Genomic DNA, 20,511 nt, shown 5'->3' with positions numbered 1-20,511 from the left:
TCGTTTGAGTTGTAGCTTTTGCTTCGCGTCGCCGCCCGGCGGCGATCCATCGAGCGCAAGGCAGGGTCCATGACCACGACCACCGTTTTCGACCGGGCGCGGCTGAGCAGCGCGCCGCGCATCCGTACGCTCCGCCTGGGCGAGCTGACGATCAGCTACGTCCCCGACGGGCTGGTCCGGCTCAAGCCGCGCGGCTGGCTGCCCGCCGCCACCGCCGCCGACTGGGCGGCCGACCGCGACCACCTCGACGACGGCGGCTTCCTGGTGGCGGGCATCGGCGCGCTGCTGGTCGAGCGAGGCGAGCACGCGCTGCTCATCGACACCGGATTCGGGCCGGAGTCCCACCCCGATGACCCGGCCAACCCGTTCCTGGGCGAACTGTACGGCGGGCGGCTGCTGGACAGCCTGCGGCGGCTGGGCCGGGAGCCGCGTCAGATCGACGCCGTCGCCATCACCCACCTGCACACCGACCACCTGGGCTGGGCCTGGAGCGCCGCGCCCGGCACCGGCACACCGCCCTTCGCGCACGCCACCCACTTCGTCGCGGCGCCCGAGTGGGAGCGGCGCGACCTCGCCGCCGAGGGCGGGGCGACCGAGGAACGCCTGGCCGTCTTCGCCTCCCGCGTTCACCCGGCCGCGGACGGCGAGGAGATCTTTCCCGGCGTCCGGGCCTCGTTCGCGGCGGGGCATACCGTCGGCCACACCACCTACACCATCACCGGCGGCGGCCGGCGGCTCATCGCGTTCGGCGACGCACTCCACTCCCCCGTCCAGGTGACCCACCCCGAGTGGTCCTGCGGCATCGACCACGACCCCGGCGAGTCCGCCGAGCATCGCCGCCGCCTGGTCGAGGAGCTGAGCCGCCCGGACACCGTCGGCTACGGCGGCCACTTCGCCGACGTGGTCTTCGGGCGCGCCGAGCGCCGCTCCGACGGCCGGTTCACCTGGGTCCCCGTCGTCTGACCTGGTGGTGAGCCCGCGCGTCGCCCGCTTCCGGCCGCCGAGCGGGCGCCGCGCCGCGGGCCGTTTCTCACAGGGTCACCGGGAGCGCGGACAGCCGCCAGGTGCCGGGGTCGGGGGGCGCGCAGCTCGTCGGGCGGAGTGGCCATGGCCAGGCCGGGGAAGCGGCGCAGCAGCGCGGTGAGCGCGGCCTGGGTCTGCACGCGGGCGATGGAGGCGCCGAGGCAGAAGTGCGGGCCGTGGGCGAACCCCAGGTGGCCGGCGCCGGGGGCCCGGGTGACGTCGAGGCGGTCGGGGTCGGCGAACACCCGTGGGTCGCGGTTGGCCGCGGCGACCAGGGCGGTGATCTTGGCGCCCCGGGGCACGGTCGCACCGTACAGTTCGACGTCCTGGCGGGCGTGGCGCGGGATCGCCAGCAGTGTGGGGCCGCACCAGCGGATGAGCTCCTCGACGGCCCCCGGCATCAGCGCGGGGTCGGCGCGTACGGCGGCGAGCTGGTCGGGGTGGGACAGCAGGGCGGCCACGGCGTTGGCGATGAGGTTGGTCGGGGTCTGCCCGGCGAGGACCAGGTGCCAGACGAGGGTGACGATCTCGGTGTCGCTCAGCCGGTCGCCGTCCTCGGCCTGGACGCGCACCAACTCGCCCAGCACGCCCCCGCCGGGCTCGCCGGAGTGATCGGCGCGGGCGGCGGCGACGGCGTCCCTGGCCCCCGCCATGATGCCCGGAATGGCCCGCGCGAAGTCCTGGCCCGCCCCGGCGGCGACGGTTGCGCCCCATTCGCGCCAGCGCGGGCGGTCCTCCTCGGGGATGCCGACCAGCGCGCAGATGACGTCCATCGGCAGCGGCCGGGCGAAGTGCCGCAGCAGGTCGACCTGTCCGCCGTCGGCCCGGGCGGGCAGGTCCTCGAGCAGGGCGTCGACGATGCCTTCGATCCGGGGGCGGAACTCGGCGGCGCGCCGGGGGGAGAAGGCCGGGGCGACCAGTCTGCGCAGCCGCGCGTGCTCGGGGCCCTCCATCTCGCTCATGGTCCGCATGTACGGCAGGCAGTCGTCGGGGACCTGCGGGCGCATGAAGCTGTCGGCGGTGAGCTCGAAACGGGCGTCACCGAGCATCGCCCGAGCACCGTCGTGCCTGGTCACAGCCCAAATCGGGCCGAGGCCGGGGATCAGCAGCCGCGCGAGCGGCGCGCGTTCGCGCACCCGTCCGTACGCGGTGAAGGGGTCGCGCAGGACCTCGGGGTCGGTGAGGTCCACCTCGGGGAGGGCGATCACGGGCAACTCCAGATGTTGAGTCCAGATGTTCTTGTCATCTGAGTGGCGACGGTATCTTGGGTCCCGCCGTACGGCAAGCGGGCGTACGCGGACGAGGAGAGGGATGGAACGCCTCACCAGGGCCGAGCTTCAGGCCCGCAACCGGGCCAGGGTGCTGGCCGCCGCCCGCGACGAGTTCGCCGAGCGGGGGTTCCGCGACGCCAAGGTGGACGCGATCGCCGACCGGGCCGGACTCACCCGCGGCGCGGTCTACTCCAACTTCCCGGGCAAGCGGGCCCTGTACTTCTCGGTGCTGGCCGACCTGGCCGAACGGGAGGCCGGGCCGGACGGCGGGTGGCGGCCCTCCCCCCGCCGTCCGGCGACGACACCCGGCCCCCGAGACGCCCCGATGCCCCAGACACCCCCATGCCCAGACACCCCATGCCCAGACACCCGGCGCGGCCACGGCCCGGGAGGCGCTCGCGGCGTTCGCCCGCGCCTGGGTCTCGCGGCTTCCGCTGGCCAGCGACGGCCCGGCCAGGCTCGGCATGGACCTGATGCCGGAGGTGCTCGCCGACCAGCGGGTCCGCCAGCCGTTCGCGCAGCTCATGAAGCTGAACGCGATCGTGCTCGGGCTCGCGCTCGAACGGCTGGACGGGGACGACTGCGCGCAGCGCCGGGTGCGGATCGCGGAGACGGCCCTGACCACCCTGCACGGTGCGAGCCAGATGGCCGACGCGGCGCCCGGGTTCGCCGAGCCGTTCGACATCGTCGCGGCGTGCGCCGCGCTGGCGGACCTCGATCTCGGCGACCGGTGGGACGCCCCTCACCTGCCCTTCGTCCCCCGCGCGCGGCCCGCGGGCGAGCCCTGGTCGCCGCCGCCCGCGGTGGACGCGCTGCGAGGCGAGCCGGCCCCGCTGACGGGTGACGGCGTGGTGGCGGTCCTCGGGCTGCACCGCCTGGGGGCCGTTGAGGAGGCGGTGCGGGCCGCGCCGCCGGGCGGTGAGGTCACCGCGGTCCTGGTCACCGGCGACCCCGGCGAGCTGGGGCCGCTCGCCCGGCTGACCCTCGCCGGCCTGCGCGCCTGCCTGCGGCAGGCGCTGCCCGCGCCGGCCTGGCCGCGCCTGCGCGTGGTGCACGACGACGAGGGGGCCGTCGCGGCGGCGGCCGGGGTGACCGCCGTGAGCGACGGGACCGAGGCGGCCGTCCGGGTGCGGTCGGGCCGCGTGGTCGCGCGTGCCGACGGGTACGGCGCCTGTCACGCCGCCGCCTCCGCCGAACCCTGACCGCCGCGGGGCCCCGTACGGGCGGGGACGCGCGGGCGTGGACACTTGGCGCGGGGGTCGAATGCGTGTTCTACTGAACCTCATGCGTCGCGACGCCACTTCCCGTGCGGAGGACCAGCCCGCTGCGCGGCCCCGGGAGCAGCAGCAGGCGCGGCAGCCCGAGCAAGAGCAGGAACAGCAGCCCAGGCAGCCCGTGTCGCAGCCTGGCCAGCCCGTGCGGCAGCCTGCAGGAAAGTCCGTGCAGCAGTCGCTCGTCGGTGAGGGCCCCACCCGCCCGCGCATCGAGCGGCAGGCCGTCACGCGCGTCTTCGACGGCATCACCTGCTTCGAGGTGCCGGCCCGCGCGGCGCTCGAGCGGGTGCCCGAGGCCGCCGAGCTGCCCTTCACGTGGGGCGCGAGCCCCTATCGCGGCTGCGAGGCGGGCTGCGGCTACTGCACCGCCCGGCGCGGTCACCGCTACCTCGGCCTGGACCCGGGCCGCGACTTCTCCACGAAGATCGTCGTCAAGACCGACCTGGCCCGCCGCCTGCGGCGTGAGCTGGGCTCCCCCCGCTGGAGCGGCGAGCCGGTCGCGCTGGGCCTCACCGGCGACTGCTACCAGCCGGCCGAGGAGATCTACCGCCTGATGCCCGGCGTCATCCGGGCCCTGGCCGACGCGGCCAACCCGTTCACCGTGCTCACCAAGAGCCCCCTCGTCCTGCGCGACCTGGACCTGTTACGCGACGCCGCGAAGGTGACCCAGGTCGGCGCCCTGGTGTCGGTCGGCTTCGTCGACGACCGCCTGCGGCGCGCCGTGGAGCCGGGAGCCGCGACACCGCAGCGGCGCCTGGAGATCTGCGCCGCGCTGAACGAGGCCGGCATTCCCTGCGGTGTGCTGATGGCGCCGATCCTGCCGCTCATCACCGACTCCACCGATCACCTCATGGCGACCGTACGGCGGGCGGCCGAGGCGGGCGCGGTCAGCGTGACGCCCGTCGTGCTGCGCCTGCCGGCCGGCGCGCGGGAGTGGTACATGGGGTGGCTGGAGCGGGAGCATCCCGGTCTCGTGCCGCGCTATCAGGCGCTGTACGGCAGGGGCCAGGTCGCCGAGGACGGCTACCGGCGGCGGATCGCCGAGCAGGTGCGCGTCCTCGCCGAGACCTACGGCATCGGCAGGGACGCCCGGCGCTGGCGGCGGCGCCGCTCCCCCGACCGCCAGCTCGCCCTCGTCTGACCGGAGCCGCCGCCGCGGCGGAACTCCTGTCACCGCTGTACGGCCGCACTGGTGAAGCGGTCGGACAGCTTGCGAAGGTGCCGGGCGAGTTCCGGCGGCGACTCGATGTCGAAGTCGACGTCGAGCATGCCTGCCACGAGCGGAACCGGTTGGCGATCTCCAGCGCGGTGAGAGGGCCCGGCGCTGTAGCTGTGTGACCTGGCGTTTGCGAGGGTGAAATCGAGATCCGGTCGGTGGTGCTCGAGGCCGCCGAGTACGCCGTGCTGAGTCCGGAACGCGAGGACCACCTGCGGACGCGGATCGCGCACCGATTAGGTTTCCGCGCCGCGCCCGTCTGTACGTGTGCGATCGACTCACGAGAGGCTGGCACGATGCGGAAACTGATCTTCGCCATGAACGCGACCCTGGACGGCTACATCGCCGCGCCCGGCGACGACCTCGGCTGGAGTGGGGGGGAGGGACCGGACTCGTCGCCGAGCGACGAGCTGTTCCAGTGGTGGTCCGACCGGGTGGACGCGACGGGCCTGGCGCTGTACGGGCGCAAGCTGTGGGAGGCGATGAGCTCCCACTGGCCGACAGCCGACAAGCAACCGGGTGCCACACCGGCGGTGATCGAGTACGCCGGCCGCTGGCGGGACATGCCGAAGGTGGTGTTCTCCTCTACGACCAGCACGGTCGACTGGAACACCCGTCTGGTCACCGGCGACGCGGTCACCGAGATCACCAGGCTCAAGGCCGACGACGGCGGCCCCATGGACATCGGCGGTGCCACACTCGCCGCGGCGGCCATGCGGGCCGGGCTGATCGACGAGTACGCGATCGTCACCCATCCGGTCCTGGTGGGCGGCGGCACGCCGTTCTTCACAGCCCTGGACAACTGGGTGAACCTGAGCCTGGTGGAGACCCGGACGTTTCCCGGCGGCGTGGTGCTGACCAGGTACGAGACGAGGCGATGAGCACGGGCCGAATGCTCGGCTCGTGAGGCCGGGTCGAAATCCTTCCTGGCGTGCTCACCGTGGCCCTCGGCTATGAGGGAACCTTCCCCGGCCCCTTCCTTGCGTTCCAAGTGAGCTGTTGACCGACTCGCCGGAGATGAGGACGACGGCGTCTTGATCACGACGGTGATCTTCGGGCATGAGGATGCCCCGCCGGCAACGCCGGCGGGGCTGTGGTGTTCGCGTTGCCGCGTTGGTGTTCAGCTGGTCGGGGTGCTCATTCCGCGGTGACTTCGGTGACGGCGGCCCGTGCGCTGGACTCGTCGACGATGGGGACTCCGCTGATCACAGTGTCGGGGGCAGGCCCAGCCATGGTTTGTCGGTGGCGTCGAATCCGGTGAGCTCGGCGATCTTCCTGTCGACGATGTGCAGGACCGCGATGTTGAACAAGCGGTATTCCGGGTCGCCGGGGGTGCGGAGGTACAGCGCGGCGGCGGGCATGCGGTTGACCGTCGTGGTGATACAGCGCCAGTCGTCGTAGCCGCGCTGGAAGAGCCCACCGGAGACCCAGCCATCCACCGCGTCCTTGGCCGTCATGATCAAGGTGCCCGGCTCGGGCAGCATCGCGAAGCGCAGGTCGTCGCGCAGCAGGGCCATCAGCCCGTCGAGGTCGTTGCGCTCATGGGCGTCGATATACGACTTCACCACGCTGCGCTCGTCATTCGACAGCTCGTGGGTGGCGGGGCTCCGCCAGTCGAGGCGGCGGTCGGGCAGCTGCTCGCGCATCGTCACGCGCGCCCGCTGCAGTGCGCTGGTCACCGATGCGACGGTCAGCTCGAGGGCGTCGGCGGCCTTCGATGCCGGCCAGCCGAGGACGTCGCGCAGGATGAACGCCGCCCGCTGCCGCGGCGGCAGGTGCTGGACGGCGACGATGAACGCCAGCTCGATCGTCTCCCGCGCCACCACCGATTCCTGCGGGTCCTCCGGGAGCATCCGGTCCGGGTAGGGCTGCAGGTACGGCACCTCGGAGCCGGGGTCCGGCAGCTCGGCAGGTACGGGTGTGCGGTCGTTGCGCTTCTCCAGGAAGTCGAGGCAGGCGTTCGTCGCGATCCGGTACAGCCAGGTCCGCAGGGCCGCGTGGCCCTTGAACGACTCCCGCTTGTTCCACGCCCGCAGGAACGTCTCCTGCGTCATGTCCTGGGCGTCCTCGTAGTTCGCGAGCATCCGATAGCAGTGCACCTGCAGCTCACGCCGGTGGCGCTCCGTGATGAGCGCGAACTGTGCTGGGTCCTTTGAGCGGGCCGCCGCGATGAACGCGGCCTCGTCGTCGCCCAGCAGTCTGGCGTCGGTCATGGTCGTCAATCCTTCCGCAGGTGGCGAGGGGCTACCAGAACTGACGACGTGGCGGAGGATTTCTGAGCGGTTAAGCCGCTGACACCGGGCCGTTCGTCGGGCCGGATGGGTCGGGTCGATCCAGGGGACGTGCTCGGGTCGGGCAGGACGCCTAACCGACGGTTCAGACCGGCGGTGGCGCGGTCACAGCGTCGCGGTGAGCTTGGAGTCGCTTCATGTCGGCGCGCTCCTCGGCCTCGCCGGCGCATCATCCGACAACGGCGGGATCGGCTCCTGCGGGAACACCCGTGCGGGCCGTGCACCTTTCACGCGTGTTATCCGACAACCAGGGAAGCGGGCCAGATGGCGACAGACCGGCCCTCACCGCCGTACCCGACCGTGACAACGCGGAGACGCCGGGAGGGGTGCCGACCGCCGAGGCGCTCGCCTTGTTCCTGCGCCACCTCGCTGGCCGACGCGGCCGGTCCGGCCGAATCACCTCGCCGGAGGCCGTGCGCGCCTACACCTCGGCCCTGCCGACAGCGGCCGGACGACATCCGCGTCCACGGTGGGCCCGCCGCGCGCAGTGGGCCGGGGTTTGCAACGTTCGTCCATGGTGACGGATGTTTAGGACCGGAGCTGTCCTACACGGGCGGGAGGCTGACTGGCGTGAGCACACCAGAACCGTTTCGCATCGACATTCCGCAGGCCGAGCTCGACGACCTGGCCGGCCGTCTGGCCCGCACCCGCTGGCCGGACGAACTCCCCGGCGTCGGCTGGTCCTACGGGGTGAACAAGGACTACCTGATGGAGCTGGTCGAACACTGGCGCACCGGCTACGACTGGCGCGAGCACGAGGCCCGCCTCAACAAGGTCCCGCAGTTCACCACCGAGATCGACGGCCAGAACATCCATTTCCTGCACGTACGCTCCCCCGAGCCCGACGCCACACCGCTGATCCTCACGCACGGGTGGCCGAGCACGGTGTACGACTTCCTGGACATCCTCGGGCCGCTGACCGACCCGCGGTCGTACGGCGGGGACCCGGCGGACGCCTTCCACGTCGTCGCGCCCTCAGTGCCGGGCTTCGCGTTCTCCGGCCCGACCCGCGAGACCGGCTGGGGCGCCGGCCGGGTGGCGCGGGCCTGGGCCGAGCTCATGCGGCGCCTGGGATATGAGCGTTACGGCGCTCAGGGGGGCGACTTCGGCAGCATCGTCTCCCCGGAACTCGGCCGGATCGCGCCGGAGCGCGTGATCGGCGTCCATGTCAACGCGCTGGCCACCGCCTCGACACCGATCGACCCCGGCGAGCTGGACAGGCTTTCCGCCGACGAGCGCGAACAGGCCAGGCGGAACCAGGCGTGGTGGCATGCCCACTCCGGCTACGCCACCCAGATGTCCACGCGGCCGCAGACCCTGGCGTACGCGCTCAACGACTCCCCGGCGGGGCAACTGGCCTGGAACCTGGAGTGGTTCGTGGACTGGGACCCCACCCGCACCGAGCGAACCCCCGTAGACCGCGACACCGTCCTGACCAACGTCACGATCTTCTGGCTGACCGCGACGGCGGGATCGGCCGCGCGGCTGTACCTGGAGATCGGGTCACAGGCGTGGGGCAGGCGCCCCGCGCCTTCGCCGGTGCCGACGGGGGTGGCGAACTTCCTCGGCGACCGGGCGATCCGCGGGCTGGCGGAGCTGTCGAACACGGTCGTGCACTGGTCGAGCTTCTCCCGCGGCGGGCACTTCGCCGCGCTGCAGGCTCCGGACCTCCTGGTCACCGACGTCCGGGACTTCTTCCGGAAGCTGAGAGCCCAGTAGGGGGCGGCCGGGAAGCAAGGCAGAGACACCTGCGGGGGCTGACGGCGGGATCGTCAGGGTGATCGTCGTCTTGCCGGTGGCGGTCGTGAACGTCGGCGGTCTTGGCGGTTGGCGGCGCCACCATGGCCCGGTCGTGGCCCGGTCGCGGCCCGGCTCCGGTCCGTGGGCTAGCATCCTGCTGTGCCCATCGCCATCCGCCTCGCCCCTGGGTGCCGTCCGCGCGGCTGCCGTGCCCCCGCGCGGCGTGTGCTCGGACGCAAGGTGCGGTATGTGCTCGGCGCCGAGGCTGGTCAGGTGAACGGGATGCGCTGGTCCGGCACTCCCTGTGCCGTGCGAGGTATCTGAGCGAGATCGCTCTCCTCGGCTCCGTCGTTCCTGTCGAGAATCCGGGACGACGAGGCTCACTCACACATCCCCTTACCAGCCACCTAGAGCCGGGCGTGGCCCGTGCCAGGAGCGTATGCGCGATGAACAGCCAATTCTTCTTCCCGGCGTTGCCGGGCGAATCCCCCAGTGAGCACGGATATTTCGGTGCGTTCGGCGGCACGTTCATCCCGGAGGCGCTTGTCGCCGCCGTGAACGAGGTCGCCGTCGAGTACGAGAGGGCCAAGGCGGATCCCGCGTTCGCCGCCGAGTTCGAGCAACTGCTCGCCCACTACGCAGGCCGTCCGAGCGCGCTCACCGAAGTGCCCAGGTTCGCCGGCCACGCCGGCGGCGCACGGGTGTTCCTCAAACGCGAGGACCTCAACCACACCGGCTCACACAAGATCAACAACGTGCTCGGGCAGGCCCTGCTGACCAAGCGGATGGGCAAGCCGCGCGTGATCGCGGAGACGGGAGCCGGCCAGCATGGGGTGGCCACCGCGACGGCATGCGCGCTGTTCGGCCTGGAATGCACCATCTACATGGGGGAAACCGACATCCGCCGGCAGGCGGTCAACGTGGCACGGATGGAAATGCTCGGCGCCACGGTGACACCGGTCACCTCTGGCTCCCGCACCCTCAAAGACGCCATCAACGAGACGTTCCGGGACTGGGTCGCCAACGTCGAGACCACGCACTACATCTTCGGCACGGTCGCCGGGCCCCATCCCTTCCCCGCCATGATCCGCGATTTCCAGCGTGTCATCGGCGTGGAGGCCCGCCGCCAGATCGTGGAGCGGGCCGGCCGCCTGCCCGATGCCGCGATCGCGTGCGTCGGAGGCGGATCCAACGCCATCGGCCTGTTCCACGCTTTCCTCCCGGATACCGACGTACGCCTCATCGGCTGCGAGGCCGCCGGGCATGGCGTGGAGAGCGGGAAGCACGCGGCGACGCTCACGGCGGGCGAGCCCGGCATCCTGCACGGCTCGCGCTCCTACGTGCTGCAGGACGACGAAGGCCAGATCACCGAGCCATGGTCGATCTCGGCCGGGCTCGACTACCCGGGCGTCGGACCGGAGCACGCATTCCTTCACGACACCGGCCGCGGCGAATACCGCCCGGTCACCGACGCCGCCGCGATGCGGGCCTTCCGGCTGCTCGCGTCGACCGAGGGCATCATCCCGGCGATAGAGAGCGCCCACGCGCTCGCCGGCGCCATCGACGTCGGCACCGAACTCGGACCGGACGGGCTCATCGTGGTGAACCTGTCAGGCCGGGGCGACAAAGACATGGAGACCGCCGCGCGGTACTTCGAGCAGGACGCCGAGGCGGCCACGGCAGGGAGGGTCCAGAAGTGAGCGGAAACCTGCGGCTTCTGGCCGACACACTGGCCCGGGCGAAGCAAGAGAACCGGGCCGCGCTCATCACGTACATGACAGCCGGCTTTCCGACCGTCGACGACGGCATCGCCACGACCCAGGCGATGCTGAACAGCGGAGCCGACATCGTCGAGATCGGCCTGCCGCACAGCGACCCGGTGCTCGACGGCCCGGTGATCCAGACCGCCGACGAGATCGCCCTGCGTGGCGGTGTCCGGATCGCCGACGTCATCCGCACCGTGCGAGAGGCGTACCAGGCCACCGGCAAGCCGGTCCTGGTCATGTCGTACTGGAACCCGATCGACAGGTACGGCGCCGAGCGCTTCGGCAGCGAGCTGGCCGAGGCAGGCGGCGCAGGATGCATCCTGCCCGACCTGCCCGTGCAGGAGTCCGCGCTGTGGCGCGAAACCGCGGCCAGGCACAGTCTCGCCACCGTCTTCGTGGCCGCGCCGAGTACGACCGACGAGCGGCTGCGGGAACTCACCGCGGCGGGAACAGGGTTCGTCTACGCCTCGGCGCTGATGGGAGTCACCGGCGTCCGGGACGCTGTCAGCACGGCCGCCGGCTCGCTGGTGCGGCGCATCAGGGCGGTCACCGAACTCCCGGTCTGCGTCGGAATCGGGATTTCCGACGCCGCGCAGGCTGCCCGGGTGGCTCGCTTCGCCGATGGCGTGATCGTCGCGTCCGCACTGGTCAAGGCTGTCCTCGACGCACCCGATGCCGCCGCGGGAACCGCGACCGTGGCGGAACTCACCACCGAACTCAGCCGTGCGACCCGCCGGCACGCGGATTGATCGGCGACTCACTCCGGGTCCGGCAGGTCCATCGCCGCGAGCCTGGCCGGGTTGGCCACGACCGAGATGTCGGCGATCCGGCCGTCGGTGACGGTGAACGCCATGACCGACAGCGGGGTGCCGTCCTCGCGCCATGCCACGAGCCCGGGAAGGCCGTTGACGAGCACCGCTCGGCCTCGTGCGGCCGCGCCGGCGCGCAGACGGAGTTGCGCGCCGGCGGCGACCTCGGTGGCGCCGAGGACGACGACCACACCGCCGGGGGTGTCGGCGGTCAGCTTCACCTCGGGGTCGAGCACGCGCAGCAACCCCTCGAAGTCGCCGCGGCGGGCCGCCGACAGGAAGGCCTGGATCACCTCGCGCTGCTCCGGCCGGGCGGACGTGGGGTGCTCGGCCGCCTGCACCTTCCTGCGGGCGCGGCTGGCGAGCATCTTGGCGGCGGCGGTGGACTTGCCGAGGATCTGGCCGATCTCGTCGAACGAGACCGCGAACAGGTCGTGCAGCACGAACGCCAGCCGCTCGCTCGGACCGAGCGACTCCAGGACGACGAGGAGCGCGAGCCCGACGGTGTCGGCGAGCGCCACGTCGTCCTCGGGCGCGGGGCCGTCGTCGACAGTCACGACGAACTCGGGCAGCCGGTCGTCGTAGGACGCCTCTGGGTGGGCCTGGCGCGATCGCAGGACGTCGAGGCTGATCCGGCCGACCACCGTGGTCAGCCAGCCGGCGAGGTTGTGGATGGCCGCGGTGTCCTGGCGGGACAGCCGCAGCCAGGCCTCCTGGACCACGTCCTCGGCGTCGGCGTGCGATCCGAGCATGCGGTAGGCGACCGCGCGCAGCCGGTCGCGCTGGGCCTCGAACGTCTTGGTCACCAGGTCCGCCGGGCTGGTGTCGGACATGTTTGTTACCTTCCTCGAATCTGCTCCGTCATGGGGATGACGGGCCCGGACGGGCCGAGGTAACCGATGAAGGAGCAGTACAGATGGAAGCACGTATGAAGAGCCCGGCGAATCCCGACGTGACCACGGCGATCCAGCACCTTTACAAGGCGATTCACTCCGGTGGCGCCGACCCGCGCGTCCTCGAGCTGGTCCACCTGCGCGCCAGCCAGATCAACGGCTGCAGCCCGTGCGTCTTCGCCGGGGTCGCGTCGGCGAAGAAGCACGGAGAGACCGACGAGCGGCTGCACAACGTGGTGACGTGGCGCGAGACGCCGTTCTTCACCGAGGCGGAGCGGGCGGCGCTCGCGCTGACCGAGGCCGCCACCCGGATCCAGGACGGCGCACCGGGAGTGACCGACGAGATCTGGGACGCCGCCGCCGCCCACTTCGACGACAAGCAGCTGTCCGCGATCATCCTGAACATCGCGATGACCAACTTCTTCAACCGGATCAACCGTACGATCCGGGAGCAGGCCGGCAAGACCTGGTGAGCCGGGTGGGGCGTCATCCGCCGGGATGACGCCCCCGGCCCTCACATGCCTTGGGGCGGCGTCCTGCCGGATCCTCGCGGGCGGCTCGCCTTCCAGGTCTCGGCGTTCCGGCCCTTGCCGGCATCACGGGCCGGCTGTGCCGGGATTAAATCGATCGACACCCGTGCGGGAGGTCGTTAGCGTCCGGCCATGGCTGTTTTCACCGACGCCGACCTCGACCGGTTCGTCACCGAGGGCTTCCTCAAGGTGGAGGAGGCGTTCCCGCGCGAGACCGGGGACCGGATCAGGGATCTGCTGTGGCGGCAGATCGGGCTGTCCCCCCGACCGGCCGGACGACTGGACGCAGCCGGTGGTGTGGGCCGCCCCCCGACCCGGCGGGGCGGGGCCCGTTCGGGGAGGCGATGCGCGGCCCGCGCCTGACCGAGGCGCTGGACCTCGTCGCGGGCAAGGGCGGATGGGTGCCGCGCGGCACCATCGGCAACACGCCTGTCCGCTTCCCCCACCCCTCCGACGCCGGGGACACCGGCTGGCACATCGACCAGAACGACCCCGGACCCGACGGCGCCTGGGGGACCGTCACCCTCAGGTCCCGCACGATGCTCGTGCTGGTGCTGCTGTCGGAGGTGGGCCCCGACGACGCGCCGACCCGCATCAGGACCGGCTCGCACCTCGACACCGTCCGCGTCCTGGAACCGTACGGCGAGCAGGGGCTGGAGTTCTTCGCCTCGGGCCCGGTGCTGGACGAGGCGACCGCGCACCGGCCCGAGACCCGGGCCACGGGACTGCCCGGCGACGTCTACCTGTGCCACCCGCACCTCGTCCACGCCGCGCAGCCCCACCACGGCGCCCGGCCTCGCTTCATGTCCCAGATCCCGCTCTTCCTGACCGAGGCGCTGGCCCCCGGCGACGCCACCCCCCTCGCCCGGGCCGTACGGCTCGGGCTCGGCGGCTGACCGGCCTCCGTCGCGATCCGGTACCTCCGGTGAGCTAGGCTGAGTTTAGGCCTAAACTCAGAGAGGGATCGTGATGACGCGCACGATAGTGGTCAGCGGCGGCGGCACCGGCATCGGCAAGGCCGTGGCGGCGCGCTTCGCCGCCGACGGGGACCGGGTGGCGATCATCGGCCGCCGCGCCGACGTCCTGGAGAGGACGGCGAAGGAGATCGGCGGCACCGCACTGGTGGCCGACCTGAGCGAGCCCGCGGAGGTCGAGCGGGTGCGCGCCGACCTGGCCGGGCGCTTCGGCACGATCGACGTGCTGGTCAACAACGCGGGCGGCAACATCGAGAGGCACGGCGGCTCCGGCGGCTCCGACGGCATCGCGGAGCGGTGGACCGGAAACTTCCGGGCCAACGTGCTGACGGCGGTGCTGCGACCGAGGCGTTCCGCGATCTGCTGAACCCGCACGGGCGAGTCGTGTTCATCAGCTCGATCGCGGCCTTCCGCGGGTCGGGCGGCACCTCGTACGGCCCGATGAAGGCGGCTCTGCACCCGTACGCGTTCGACCTCGCCTCCGCCCTCGGGCCGCGCGGCATCACGGTGAACGTGGTCGCCCCGGGGTTCATCGAGGACACCGAGTTCTTCCGCGGCACGATGGACGACGAACGCCGCACGATGCTCGTCGGGCAGACCCACACCGGCCGGGCCGGGACGCCGCAGGACATCGCCGAAACCGTGCACTGGCTCGCCTCCCCCGGCGGCGGGCACGTCACCGCGCAGATCATCCAGGTGAACGGCGGGGCCGAGCGTGGCCGCTGAGCCGCCACGCGACGGCGCGGACGCCATCCAGGACGCCTGGCGGCGGGAGCTGCCGGGCGTCCCGGTGGAGTCGATCGGGGTCATCACCCGGATCTGGTGGGCCGCCAAGTTCTTCGGTGACGAGCGCCGCCGTCTCCTCGCGGAGCTGGGCGTGGACGTCGCGACCCTGGATCTGCTGTCCACGCTGCGGCGCTCCGGCCCGCCCTACCGGATGAGCCCGGGCGAGCTGGCCGAGGCGTGCATGGTGACGCGCGGCGCGATCACCCAGCGCGTGGAGCGGGCGGCCAGGGCCGGGCTGGTCGAACGGACCACCGCCGGGTCGGGCTACCACGCGCGCGCGGTCGCCCTCACCGACGCGGGCAACGCCCTGCTCGACCGCGTCGTCGCCGACCTGCTCGTGGCCGAGGACCGCCTGGTCGGCCATCTGTCGCCCGAACGCCGCGAGCAGCTCGCCGGCCTGCTGCGCGAACTGCTCGCCGGACTCGGCGGCCCGAGCCTGACCGGGCAGGTCGGGGACTGACCCGTCATGTCTCCTTCCACGTCGCAGCCGGTAGCGCCGGGTGCGGTAGCGGCGAAATGGCCGGCGGCCGCTGAGCCGGTGGAGCGTCGTCACGGCGCTACCGCCGCCGCTCCGCTCCAGTCCAGCAGCGCCTGCTGCTCGGCCTCGATCGGCCCTGCCCAGGCGAGGTGCCCGTCCGGCCGGACGAGTAGCGCCTCGGCCTCCTCCAGGTCGGGCGAGGGCTGCCAGGCCGTGGCGGTGACCGTCTCCACGCGGTCGTCCCGGCCGGACGCGCCGGCCTGCTGCCCCGTATGGACGAGCAGGAACCGCCCGTCGTGCAGCAATTGGTACAGGCGCTCGACCCCGGGCCGCTCCGCGACGCTGATCGGCAGGTCGGGTACCCGAGCCCCGGCCGGGGAGCCGTCGCCGTAGTGGGTGCCGATCGCCGAGACCGACGCGGCCAGGTTGCGGTTGACCTCCCCGATGCGCAGGAGGCCGTCGAGCATGCCGCGCAGCGCCATGACCGGCCGGTGGTACTGCGGCACCAGCGTCAGTTCCATCAGCAGCGTCTGCACCTCGGTGTTGGCGGTGACGGCCGCGCCGACCGGCCGGCGCTCGGCGTCGTAGGAGTCCAACAGCCCTTCCGGGGCCCAGCCTTTGACCTGGGCGGCAAGCTTCCAGCCCAGGTTCATGGCGTCCTGCAGACCGGTGTTGAGGCCCTGCCCCGCCGCCGGGAAGTGGATGTGGGCCGCGTCACCCGCCACCAGGAGCCGGCCCTGCCGGTACCGCCCGGCCAGGCGGGTCGCGTTGCCGAACCGCGACAACCAGTGCGGCTCGGCGACGTCGAAGTCCGTGCCGGCGACGTTCGTCAGAGCCTGCCGGAACTCCTCGTACGTCAGGGGCTGGTCAGACGGCACCCGCATGCGTTCGGGATCGATGACCACGAACCGGGTCAGCCCTCCCTCCAGCGGCACGGCCAGCACGCCGTGGGCCTCGGCCGAGCGCGCGGCGTCCGGACCGGTGACGGCGAAGTCGCCGAGCATACCGGACAGCGTCTCGTCGGTGCCGTCGAAGGGGATGCCCGCCGCCTGCCGGACGATACTGCGTCCACCGTCGCAGCCCACGACGTACGAGGCGCGTAGCGTCTCTCCCCGCGCTGTTTCGACGACGACGCTGTCCGGCTCCTGCCGCACGGCGGTGACCTGACAGCCGCGGACGATCTCGGCGCCCAGCTCGCGGGCGCGGGCGTCGAGTAGTTCCTCGGTACGGGCCTGCTCCAGGAACAGGGTGTAGCCGTGCCGGGTGTCCAGGGCGGTGAAGTCGAGGCGGGTCTTCAGGCCCGCGAAATGCCACCCGGGCAGGGTGTGACCGCGGGCCAGGAAACGGTCGGCGATGCCGCGCAGGTCCATCACCTCGATGCTGCGCGGATGCAGCGTGAGCGCCCGCGACTGGCTGGTGGGCGCGTCGTTTCGTTCGAGTACGCGGACCCCCACGCCCGCCAGGGCCAGCTCCGCGGCCAGCAGCAGCCCGGTGGGGCCGGCTCCCACCACGATCACGTCGGTGTGCACGGTTTGCGTCCCTCCCATTAAATGAACAACGTTCATAAAATCGAGGTCATTAATATCACTGGACATGGGACCCACGTCAACCTCCCCGTCCGCCCAGCGCTCCCGGGGCCGCCCCCGCAAGTTGGCCGTGCCCGAGGCGGTCGCCACCGCCCTGCGCCTGGTGGACGAGGACGGGCTCGACTCGCTGACCATGCGGCGCCTGGCCGCGGCCCTCGACGTCCAGGTGGGCACGCTCTACCGGCACTTCGCCACCAAGCAGACGCTGCTCGCCGCCATGGCCGAGGAGATGCTCGCGGGCTGCGCCGGCCCGCTGCCCGACGGGCTCACCTGGCGCGAACAGATCACCGAACTGGCCGGGCGGCTGCGTATGGCGTTGCTGCGTCACCGCGACGGCGCACGTGTCTACGCGGGCACCCACTCCGTCGGCCCCAACACGCTGAGCTACACCGACACCCTCGTGGGCGTGCTGCGTGAGACATGCCTGAGCCCTGAGGCGGCCACCCGTACGGCACTCACCATCGTCCACTTCATCGTCGGCCACACGCTGGAGGAACAGGCCGCCCAGGCTCTCGCCGAGTCCGAGTTGCCCGCCACGCTGGCCCTGCTGCACGCGGCCCTCGACCCGGGTACCTACCCCAACCTGGCAGCCGCCGAGGCCACGCTGACCAGCACCGACTTCGTCGGCCACTTCGCCCACGGCCTGAACCTGATCATCAAAGGACTGGCCGGTGATTGACGCCGCTCGATTGGCTTCCGGCCCTGGTCGTCACGCGACCGGCTCTCGGCCCGCACGCGGCGGACCTACTGGAGCGCTTCCTGGAGATCCTCGCCGGCCATCCGGCGCCCGTCTCGCGCAAGCTGGAGGCGTTCGGCCTCCTCAACGCGATGACCGCGATGTTCGTCCAGAACGAACTGGCCGCGGTGCGCAGTCGGGCAGGTTCGACCGGTGTCAGTCGCCGTCGAGGATGAAATCGGCTATAGCGGCAGCGACGGCTTCGGGCTGCTCATCGGGGATGAAGTGTCCAGCGTCGGGCACGACGACTCCGGTGGCGTCGTCGGCCCATGGGCTGATGGAGGCCGCCATGTCCGGGATGGAGCCATGGCTGCTGGAGATTCCGAGGATGGGCACAGTCAGGTGCTGCCGCTTGAGCGCCTCGTGGTTCTTGCGCGCCGACTCGGCGGCGTCTCGGTAGTAGGCAAGGGAAGCGCGGAGGCCACCGTCGACGGCGACGGCCGCTGCGTAGTGGTCGATCTCGGTGTCGTCGAACGTGTCGGGAGAGAGGGCCTTCATTTTCAGGAACCAGCCGACGTAGTCCCGTTCGCGGCCGGCAAGCAGCGTCTCGGGCAGGTCGGGCACAAGGTGGAACGCGAAATGCCAGGTCTTCCATGCCCGATCCGGGTCGGTGGGAATCGCTTCGGGGAGGGTGATGCCGGGAATTCCGGCGTCGAGCAGAGCGACCCCGCGCAGTTGGCTCTCGAATTTGAGCGCGAGGGAGAAAGCGACCCAGGCGCCGATGTCGTGGGCGACCAGCCAGTAAGTAGGCACTCCGAGAGCCTTCACGGCGGCGTGGACGTGCGCGGCGACCGTGTGCGTATCGTAGCTGCGCTCCGGACGCTCGGAGTGGCCCTGACCCGGCAGGTCGATCGCGATGACGTGGAAACGGCCGGCGAGGCTGGGCATCACCTTCCGCCAAGCCCACCAGGTTTGCGGGAATCCGGCGAGCAGGACAACAGCCGGGCCGGTCGGCTGGCCGCCTTCGACGGCATGAAGGCGGACGCCGTCCGCGTCGACCCAGCGGTGAGTGAATCCCGCCAGGTCGTGCATGGGCAGGTCGCGGACAGGGTTACTTTCGCAGACATGCCAAGCGCTGGTCGCAGCGTCAGTCACGGGGATCCTCCATCGGTGTTAGGTGTGCTGGTTCGGTGCTTCGCCCGAGGCTTAGGCCCACGAGCGCGGTACAGATGACCAGAGCGGCCAGCATGGTGCTCGAAATCCGGGTCCCGACGGCCTGGCCATGACCATGCTTGGACGCTAGCACATCTTGAACTGATTGGTTCAAGATAGGATGGTGCGCAGCGCAGCCCGAGACATCGACACACCGGCAAGGAAGTGCCACGTGGCAGGCAAGAAGCAATTCGACATGGAGACGGCACTTGACGCCGCGATGATCCAGTTTTGGCGCGCCGGCTACGCCGACACGTCAGTGGACGATCTGTCCCGGGCAACCGGCCTGAACCGCAGCTCCATCTACTCCTCGCTCGGCGACAAGGACACGCTCTTCCTACGCTGCTTGGATCGCTATGCCGCGCGCTACGGCGAAAAGTACGACGCCGCCCTGTCGTGTGCAGCCTCGGATCTCCTTACAGCCGTTCGTGCGTTCTTCGACGTCACCCTCGAACGCATCGCCGATCCCGAACTGCCGGATGGATGCCTGGTCGCCCAGTCGGCCATGGCAATCCCGGTGCTGAGCCCGAGCGTCGCGGCACACGCGAAAGAGGCGTTGGGCTTCCAGCGCTTGCGTCTCCGCGCCGCACTGAAGGCAGGCCGATTGACCGACCAGGACGCCGAGGCCTTCGCCGAACACGTGGCGGCCGTGAACCAGTCTCTCGCCGTCATGAGCAGAGCCGGGGCGAGCCCGGCGCAGCTCCTGGCCATTGTGGGCGTAACCGTCGACGCGCTCTCACAGGCGTTGCGCAGGCGCGAATAGCACCCAGGGCAACATCAGCCGAACCAACCACCCGCGAAGTACGGGACCAGCTGCCCGAGCCTGTCGCCTTCCTGGAGGGTCCCATGCCGATCGAACGTGATCCGGCTCGACGTCAAGGAACACGCTAATGCTCGGCGGTCAGGTCACCGTGGGTGTCGAGACGGCCGTTCGGTTCAGCCGTTTGTGATCCGACGCCCGTCCCGGTGGGTGTTGTCCCGGCCATGGAGGCGAGGAGGCGTAGCTTCTCGTCGCTCTCGCTACCCTGATCGGCGTAGTAGAGGACCAGGAGGAGGTCGTCCACAGGGAGCTTGTCTCGGTGCAGGCGCAGCTCCCCGACGACGGGATGGTTCACGGTAGTGGTGCCGCCCTCGAGGTTGCGGATGTCGTGGCGCGCCCAGAGGGTTCGGAAGCGCTCGCTCGACAGGGAAAGCTCGCCCACCAGTTCCACGAACCGCGGGTTGTCGATGTCGTCCCCGACGGACTTCCTGAAGGCGGCGACGAATCCTTCCGCGGAGCGCGTCCAGTGCTGCTGGAACGCCTGCTCCTCGGGATCGAGCAGCAGCGACCGCAGACGGTTGTACCCGGGCTGGAGGCGCGGCGACAACGCGACCGCGAGCCGGTTGGACGCGAGCACGTCGAACGCGCGCCCCTCCACGAAGGCGGGAACCTGCACGCTCGCCAGGAGCTGGTGCAACCGTGCGGGGACACGTTCGGGCTTCCTACGCCGCTGAGGCCTGGGGCGCGCGGCGGCCAGGCCGAGAAGGTATTCCTGTTCGAGCTCGTCGAGGTGCAGGACCCGCGCGAGCGATTCGAGGACCTGCGATGAAGGATTCTTGTCGCGGCCGCGTTCCAGCCGCAGGTAGTAGTCGGCGCTGATGCCCGCGAGCATGGCGACCTCTTCACGGCGAAGCCCCGGAACGCGCCGGTTCGTACCCGGCGCGAGCCCCACCTGCTCCGGGGTGACCAGGGCCCGCCGGGCCCGGAGGTAACTGCCGAGCAGGTTGGCGCGTTCGTCGTCGCTCATATCCGCCATCGTATTTCGGGCTCTCCCGGCCAAGGGGGGCCCTGACAGGACCCCGGAAGACGGGGGCACTGCCTCCAGCCGGAGAACGGCTCAACACTGAAGGTGCCGCCGCGGTACCGGCGTACGCGGCCCCGATCGCGACGCGCGTTCAGGCGGGCGGCAACGGCCGGTTTTCCGTCCGCGTGACGCGGCCGACGGA

The 20,511-nt window shown here is 71.3% G+C and carries 23 protein-coding genes and 1 pseudogene; 18 read left to right on the top strand and 6 right to left on the bottom strand.

Going from position 1 to position 20,511, the window contains the following annotated elements; genetic code table 11:
- Window positions 1-69: 69 nt before the first annotated feature.
- Window positions 70-963 (top strand): MBL fold metallo-hydrolase, encoded by an 894-nt coding sequence (locus B1L11_RS08950; protein WP_079314048.1) that lies wholly within the window; start codon window positions 70-72, stop codon window positions 961-963.
- Here the strand turns inward: B1L11_RS08950 and B1L11_RS08945 are convergent.
- Window positions 879-2,231 carry a cytochrome P450 gene (locus tag B1L11_RS08945; RefSeq protein ID WP_218670982.1) on the bottom strand — a complete coding sequence of 451 codons (1,353 nt, stop codon included), beginning with the start codon at window positions 2,229-2,231 and terminating at the stop codon, window positions 879-881. The genes B1L11_RS08950 and B1L11_RS08945 overlap by 85 nt on opposite strands.
- 25 nt (window positions 2,232-2,256) lie before the next feature.
- On the opposite strand from B1L11_RS08945, the pseudogene B1L11_RS53785 reads away from it, so the two are divergent.
- The 4 genes and pseudogenes from B1L11_RS53785 to B1L11_RS08925 all read left to right on the top strand — a co-directional run.
- Window positions 2,257-2,457 (top strand): annotated as a pseudogene (locus tag B1L11_RS53785) (hypothetical protein); the annotation flags it as partial.
- A 301-nt stretch (window positions 2,458-2,758) separates the two neighbouring features.
- Entirely contained in the window at window positions 2,759-3,496 is a 738-nt protein-coding gene (locus B1L11_RS53780) for a hypothetical protein (RefSeq protein ID WP_306291619.1), read from the top strand.
- A 238-nt stretch (window positions 3,497-3,734) separates the two neighbouring features.
- The gene (locus B1L11_RS08935; protein ID WP_256862351.1) at window positions 3,735-4,709 is read left to right on the top strand and encodes a radical SAM protein; all 975 of its coding nucleotides are present in this window, start codon (window positions 3,735-3,737) and stop codon (window positions 4,707-4,709) included.
- 371 nt (window positions 4,710-5,080) lie between these two features.
- On the top strand, window positions 5,081-5,665 hold the full coding sequence (locus tag B1L11_RS08925; RefSeq protein WP_079314045.1) for a dihydrofolate reductase family protein: 585 nt from the start codon (window positions 5,081-5,083) through the stop codon (window positions 5,663-5,665).
- Between the two features lie 324 nt (window positions 5,666-5,989).
- Here the strand turns inward: B1L11_RS08925 and B1L11_RS08920 are convergent, their stop codons facing one another.
- On the bottom strand, window positions 5,990-6,997 hold the full coding sequence (locus B1L11_RS08920; RefSeq protein ID WP_079314044.1) for an RNA polymerase subunit sigma-70: 1,008 nt from the start codon (window positions 6,995-6,997) through the stop codon (window positions 5,990-5,992).
- Window positions 6,998-7,645: 648 nt separating this feature from the next.
- Here B1L11_RS08920 and B1L11_RS08915 point away from each other — a divergent pair.
- The 4 genes from B1L11_RS08915 (at window position 7,646) to trpA (ending at window position 11,330) form a co-directional block, all read left to right on the top strand.
- Window positions 7,646-8,794: an epoxide hydrolase family protein gene (locus B1L11_RS08915; RefSeq protein WP_256862350.1), complete on the top strand. Its 1,149-nt coding sequence runs from the start codon at window positions 7,646-7,648 to the stop codon at window positions 8,792-8,794.
- Window positions 8,795-8,974: 180 nt separating this feature from the next.
- Window positions 8,975-9,139 (top strand): tryptophan biosynthesis modulator TrpM, encoded by a 165-nt coding sequence (gene trpM / locus B1L11_RS54620; RefSeq protein WP_372974656.1) that lies wholly within the window; start codon window positions 8,975-8,977, stop codon window positions 9,137-9,139.
- 122 nt (window positions 9,140-9,261) lie between these two features.
- Window positions 9,262-10,515, top strand: coding sequence for a tryptophan synthase subunit beta (trpB, locus tag B1L11_RS08910; RefSeq protein WP_079314042.1), 1,254 nt, complete (start codon window positions 9,262-9,264; stop codon window positions 10,513-10,515).
- On the top strand, window positions 10,512-11,330 hold the full coding sequence (gene trpA, locus B1L11_RS08905; RefSeq protein ID WP_079314041.1) for a tryptophan synthase subunit alpha: 819 nt from the start codon (window positions 10,512-10,514) through the stop codon (window positions 11,328-11,330). Before trpB ends, trpA begins: the two co-directional genes overlap by 4 nt.
- Window positions 11,331-11,338: 8 nt before the next feature.
- On the opposite strand, the gene B1L11_RS08900 is transcribed toward trpA, so the two are convergent.
- Entirely contained in the window at window positions 11,339-12,223 is an 885-nt protein-coding gene (locus tag B1L11_RS08900) for a sigma-70 family RNA polymerase sigma factor (RefSeq protein ID WP_079314040.1), read from the bottom strand.
- An 83-nt stretch (window positions 12,224-12,306) separates the two neighbouring features.
- On the opposite strand from B1L11_RS08900, the gene B1L11_RS08895 reads away from it, so the two are divergent.
- From B1L11_RS08895 to B1L11_RS08880, 6 genes are all read left to right on the top strand, one after another.
- A complete protein-coding gene (locus tag B1L11_RS08895; protein ID WP_079314039.1) occupies window positions 12,307-12,756 on the top strand; it encodes a carboxymuconolactone decarboxylase family protein in 450 nt (149 codons plus the stop codon).
- Between the two features lie 189 nt (window positions 12,757-12,945).
- Entirely contained in the window at window positions 12,946-13,176 is a 231-nt protein-coding gene (locus B1L11_RS47990) for a hypothetical protein (RefSeq protein ID WP_218670981.1), read from the top strand.
- Entirely contained in the window at window positions 13,158-13,709 is a 552-nt protein-coding gene (locus B1L11_RS08890) for a phytanoyl-CoA dioxygenase family protein (RefSeq protein WP_218670980.1), read from the top strand. Before B1L11_RS47990 ends, B1L11_RS08890 begins: the two co-directional genes overlap by 19 nt.
- A 73-nt stretch (window positions 13,710-13,782) precedes the next feature.
- The gene (locus tag B1L11_RS50130) at window positions 13,783-14,154 is read left to right on the top strand and encodes an SDR family oxidoreductase (protein WP_256862349.1); all 372 of its coding nucleotides are present in this window, start codon (window positions 13,783-13,785) and stop codon (window positions 14,152-14,154) included.
- A 17-nt stretch (window positions 14,155-14,171) separates the two neighbouring features.
- On the top strand, window positions 14,172-14,513 hold the full coding sequence (locus B1L11_RS50125; protein WP_256862348.1) for an SDR family NAD(P)-dependent oxidoreductase: 342 nt from the start codon (window positions 14,172-14,174) through the stop codon (window positions 14,511-14,513).
- Entirely contained in the window at window positions 14,503-15,033 is a 531-nt protein-coding gene (locus tag B1L11_RS08880) for a MarR family winged helix-turn-helix transcriptional regulator (RefSeq protein WP_079314038.1), read from the top strand. The genes B1L11_RS50125 and B1L11_RS08880 overlap by 11 nt, the downstream gene beginning before the upstream one ends.
- An 89-nt stretch (window positions 15,034-15,122) precedes the next feature.
- Here the strand turns inward: B1L11_RS08880 and B1L11_RS08875 are convergent, their stop codons facing one another.
- Window positions 15,123-16,580, bottom strand: coding sequence for an FAD-dependent monooxygenase (locus tag B1L11_RS08875; RefSeq protein WP_079314037.1), 1,458 nt, complete (start codon window positions 16,578-16,580; stop codon window positions 15,123-15,125).
- 64 nt (window positions 16,581-16,644) lie between these two features.
- Here B1L11_RS08875 and B1L11_RS08870 point away from each other — a divergent pair, with 64 nt between their 5' ends.
- Window positions 16,645-17,316, top strand: coding sequence for a TetR/AcrR family transcriptional regulator (locus tag B1L11_RS08870; RefSeq protein ID WP_079314036.1), 672 nt, complete (start codon window positions 16,645-16,647; stop codon window positions 17,314-17,316).
- A complete protein-coding gene (locus tag B1L11_RS08865) occupies window positions 17,313-17,549 on the top strand; it encodes a hypothetical protein (RefSeq protein WP_179155042.1) in 237 nt (78 codons plus the stop codon). The genes B1L11_RS08870 and B1L11_RS08865 overlap by 4 nt, the downstream gene beginning before the upstream one ends.
- Here the strand turns inward: B1L11_RS08865 and B1L11_RS08860 are convergent.
- Window positions 17,530-18,468: an alpha/beta fold hydrolase gene (locus tag B1L11_RS08860; RefSeq protein WP_079314035.1), complete on the bottom strand. Its 939-nt coding sequence runs from the start codon at window positions 18,466-18,468 to the stop codon at window positions 17,530-17,532. The two genes, B1L11_RS08865 and B1L11_RS08860, sit on opposite strands and share 20 nt — an antisense overlap.
- Window positions 18,469-18,697: 229 nt before the next feature.
- Between B1L11_RS08860 and B1L11_RS08855 the strand changes: the two genes are divergently transcribed.
- On the top strand, window positions 18,698-19,288 hold the full coding sequence (locus B1L11_RS08855; protein ID WP_079314034.1) for a TetR/AcrR family transcriptional regulator: 591 nt from the start codon (window positions 18,698-18,700) through the stop codon (window positions 19,286-19,288).
- A gap of 124 nt (window positions 19,289-19,412) precedes the next feature.
- Here the strand turns inward: B1L11_RS08855 and B1L11_RS08850 are convergent, their stop codons facing one another.
- Window positions 19,413-20,312 (bottom strand): helix-turn-helix domain-containing protein, encoded by a 900-nt coding sequence (locus tag B1L11_RS08850; RefSeq protein WP_079314033.1) that lies wholly within the window; start codon window positions 20,310-20,312, stop codon window positions 19,413-19,415.
- Window positions 20,313-20,511: the final 199 nt, after the last annotated feature.

The sequence above is a fragment of the Microbispora sp. GKU 823 genome, assembly GCF_002027145.1.
GTDB classification, from domain to species: domain Bacteria; phylum Actinomycetota; class Actinomycetes; order Streptosporangiales; family Streptosporangiaceae; genus Microbispora; species Microbispora siamensis.
Note: the sequence above shows the minus strand (reverse complement) of the source record. Positions and strands in the feature narration are given on the sequence as shown.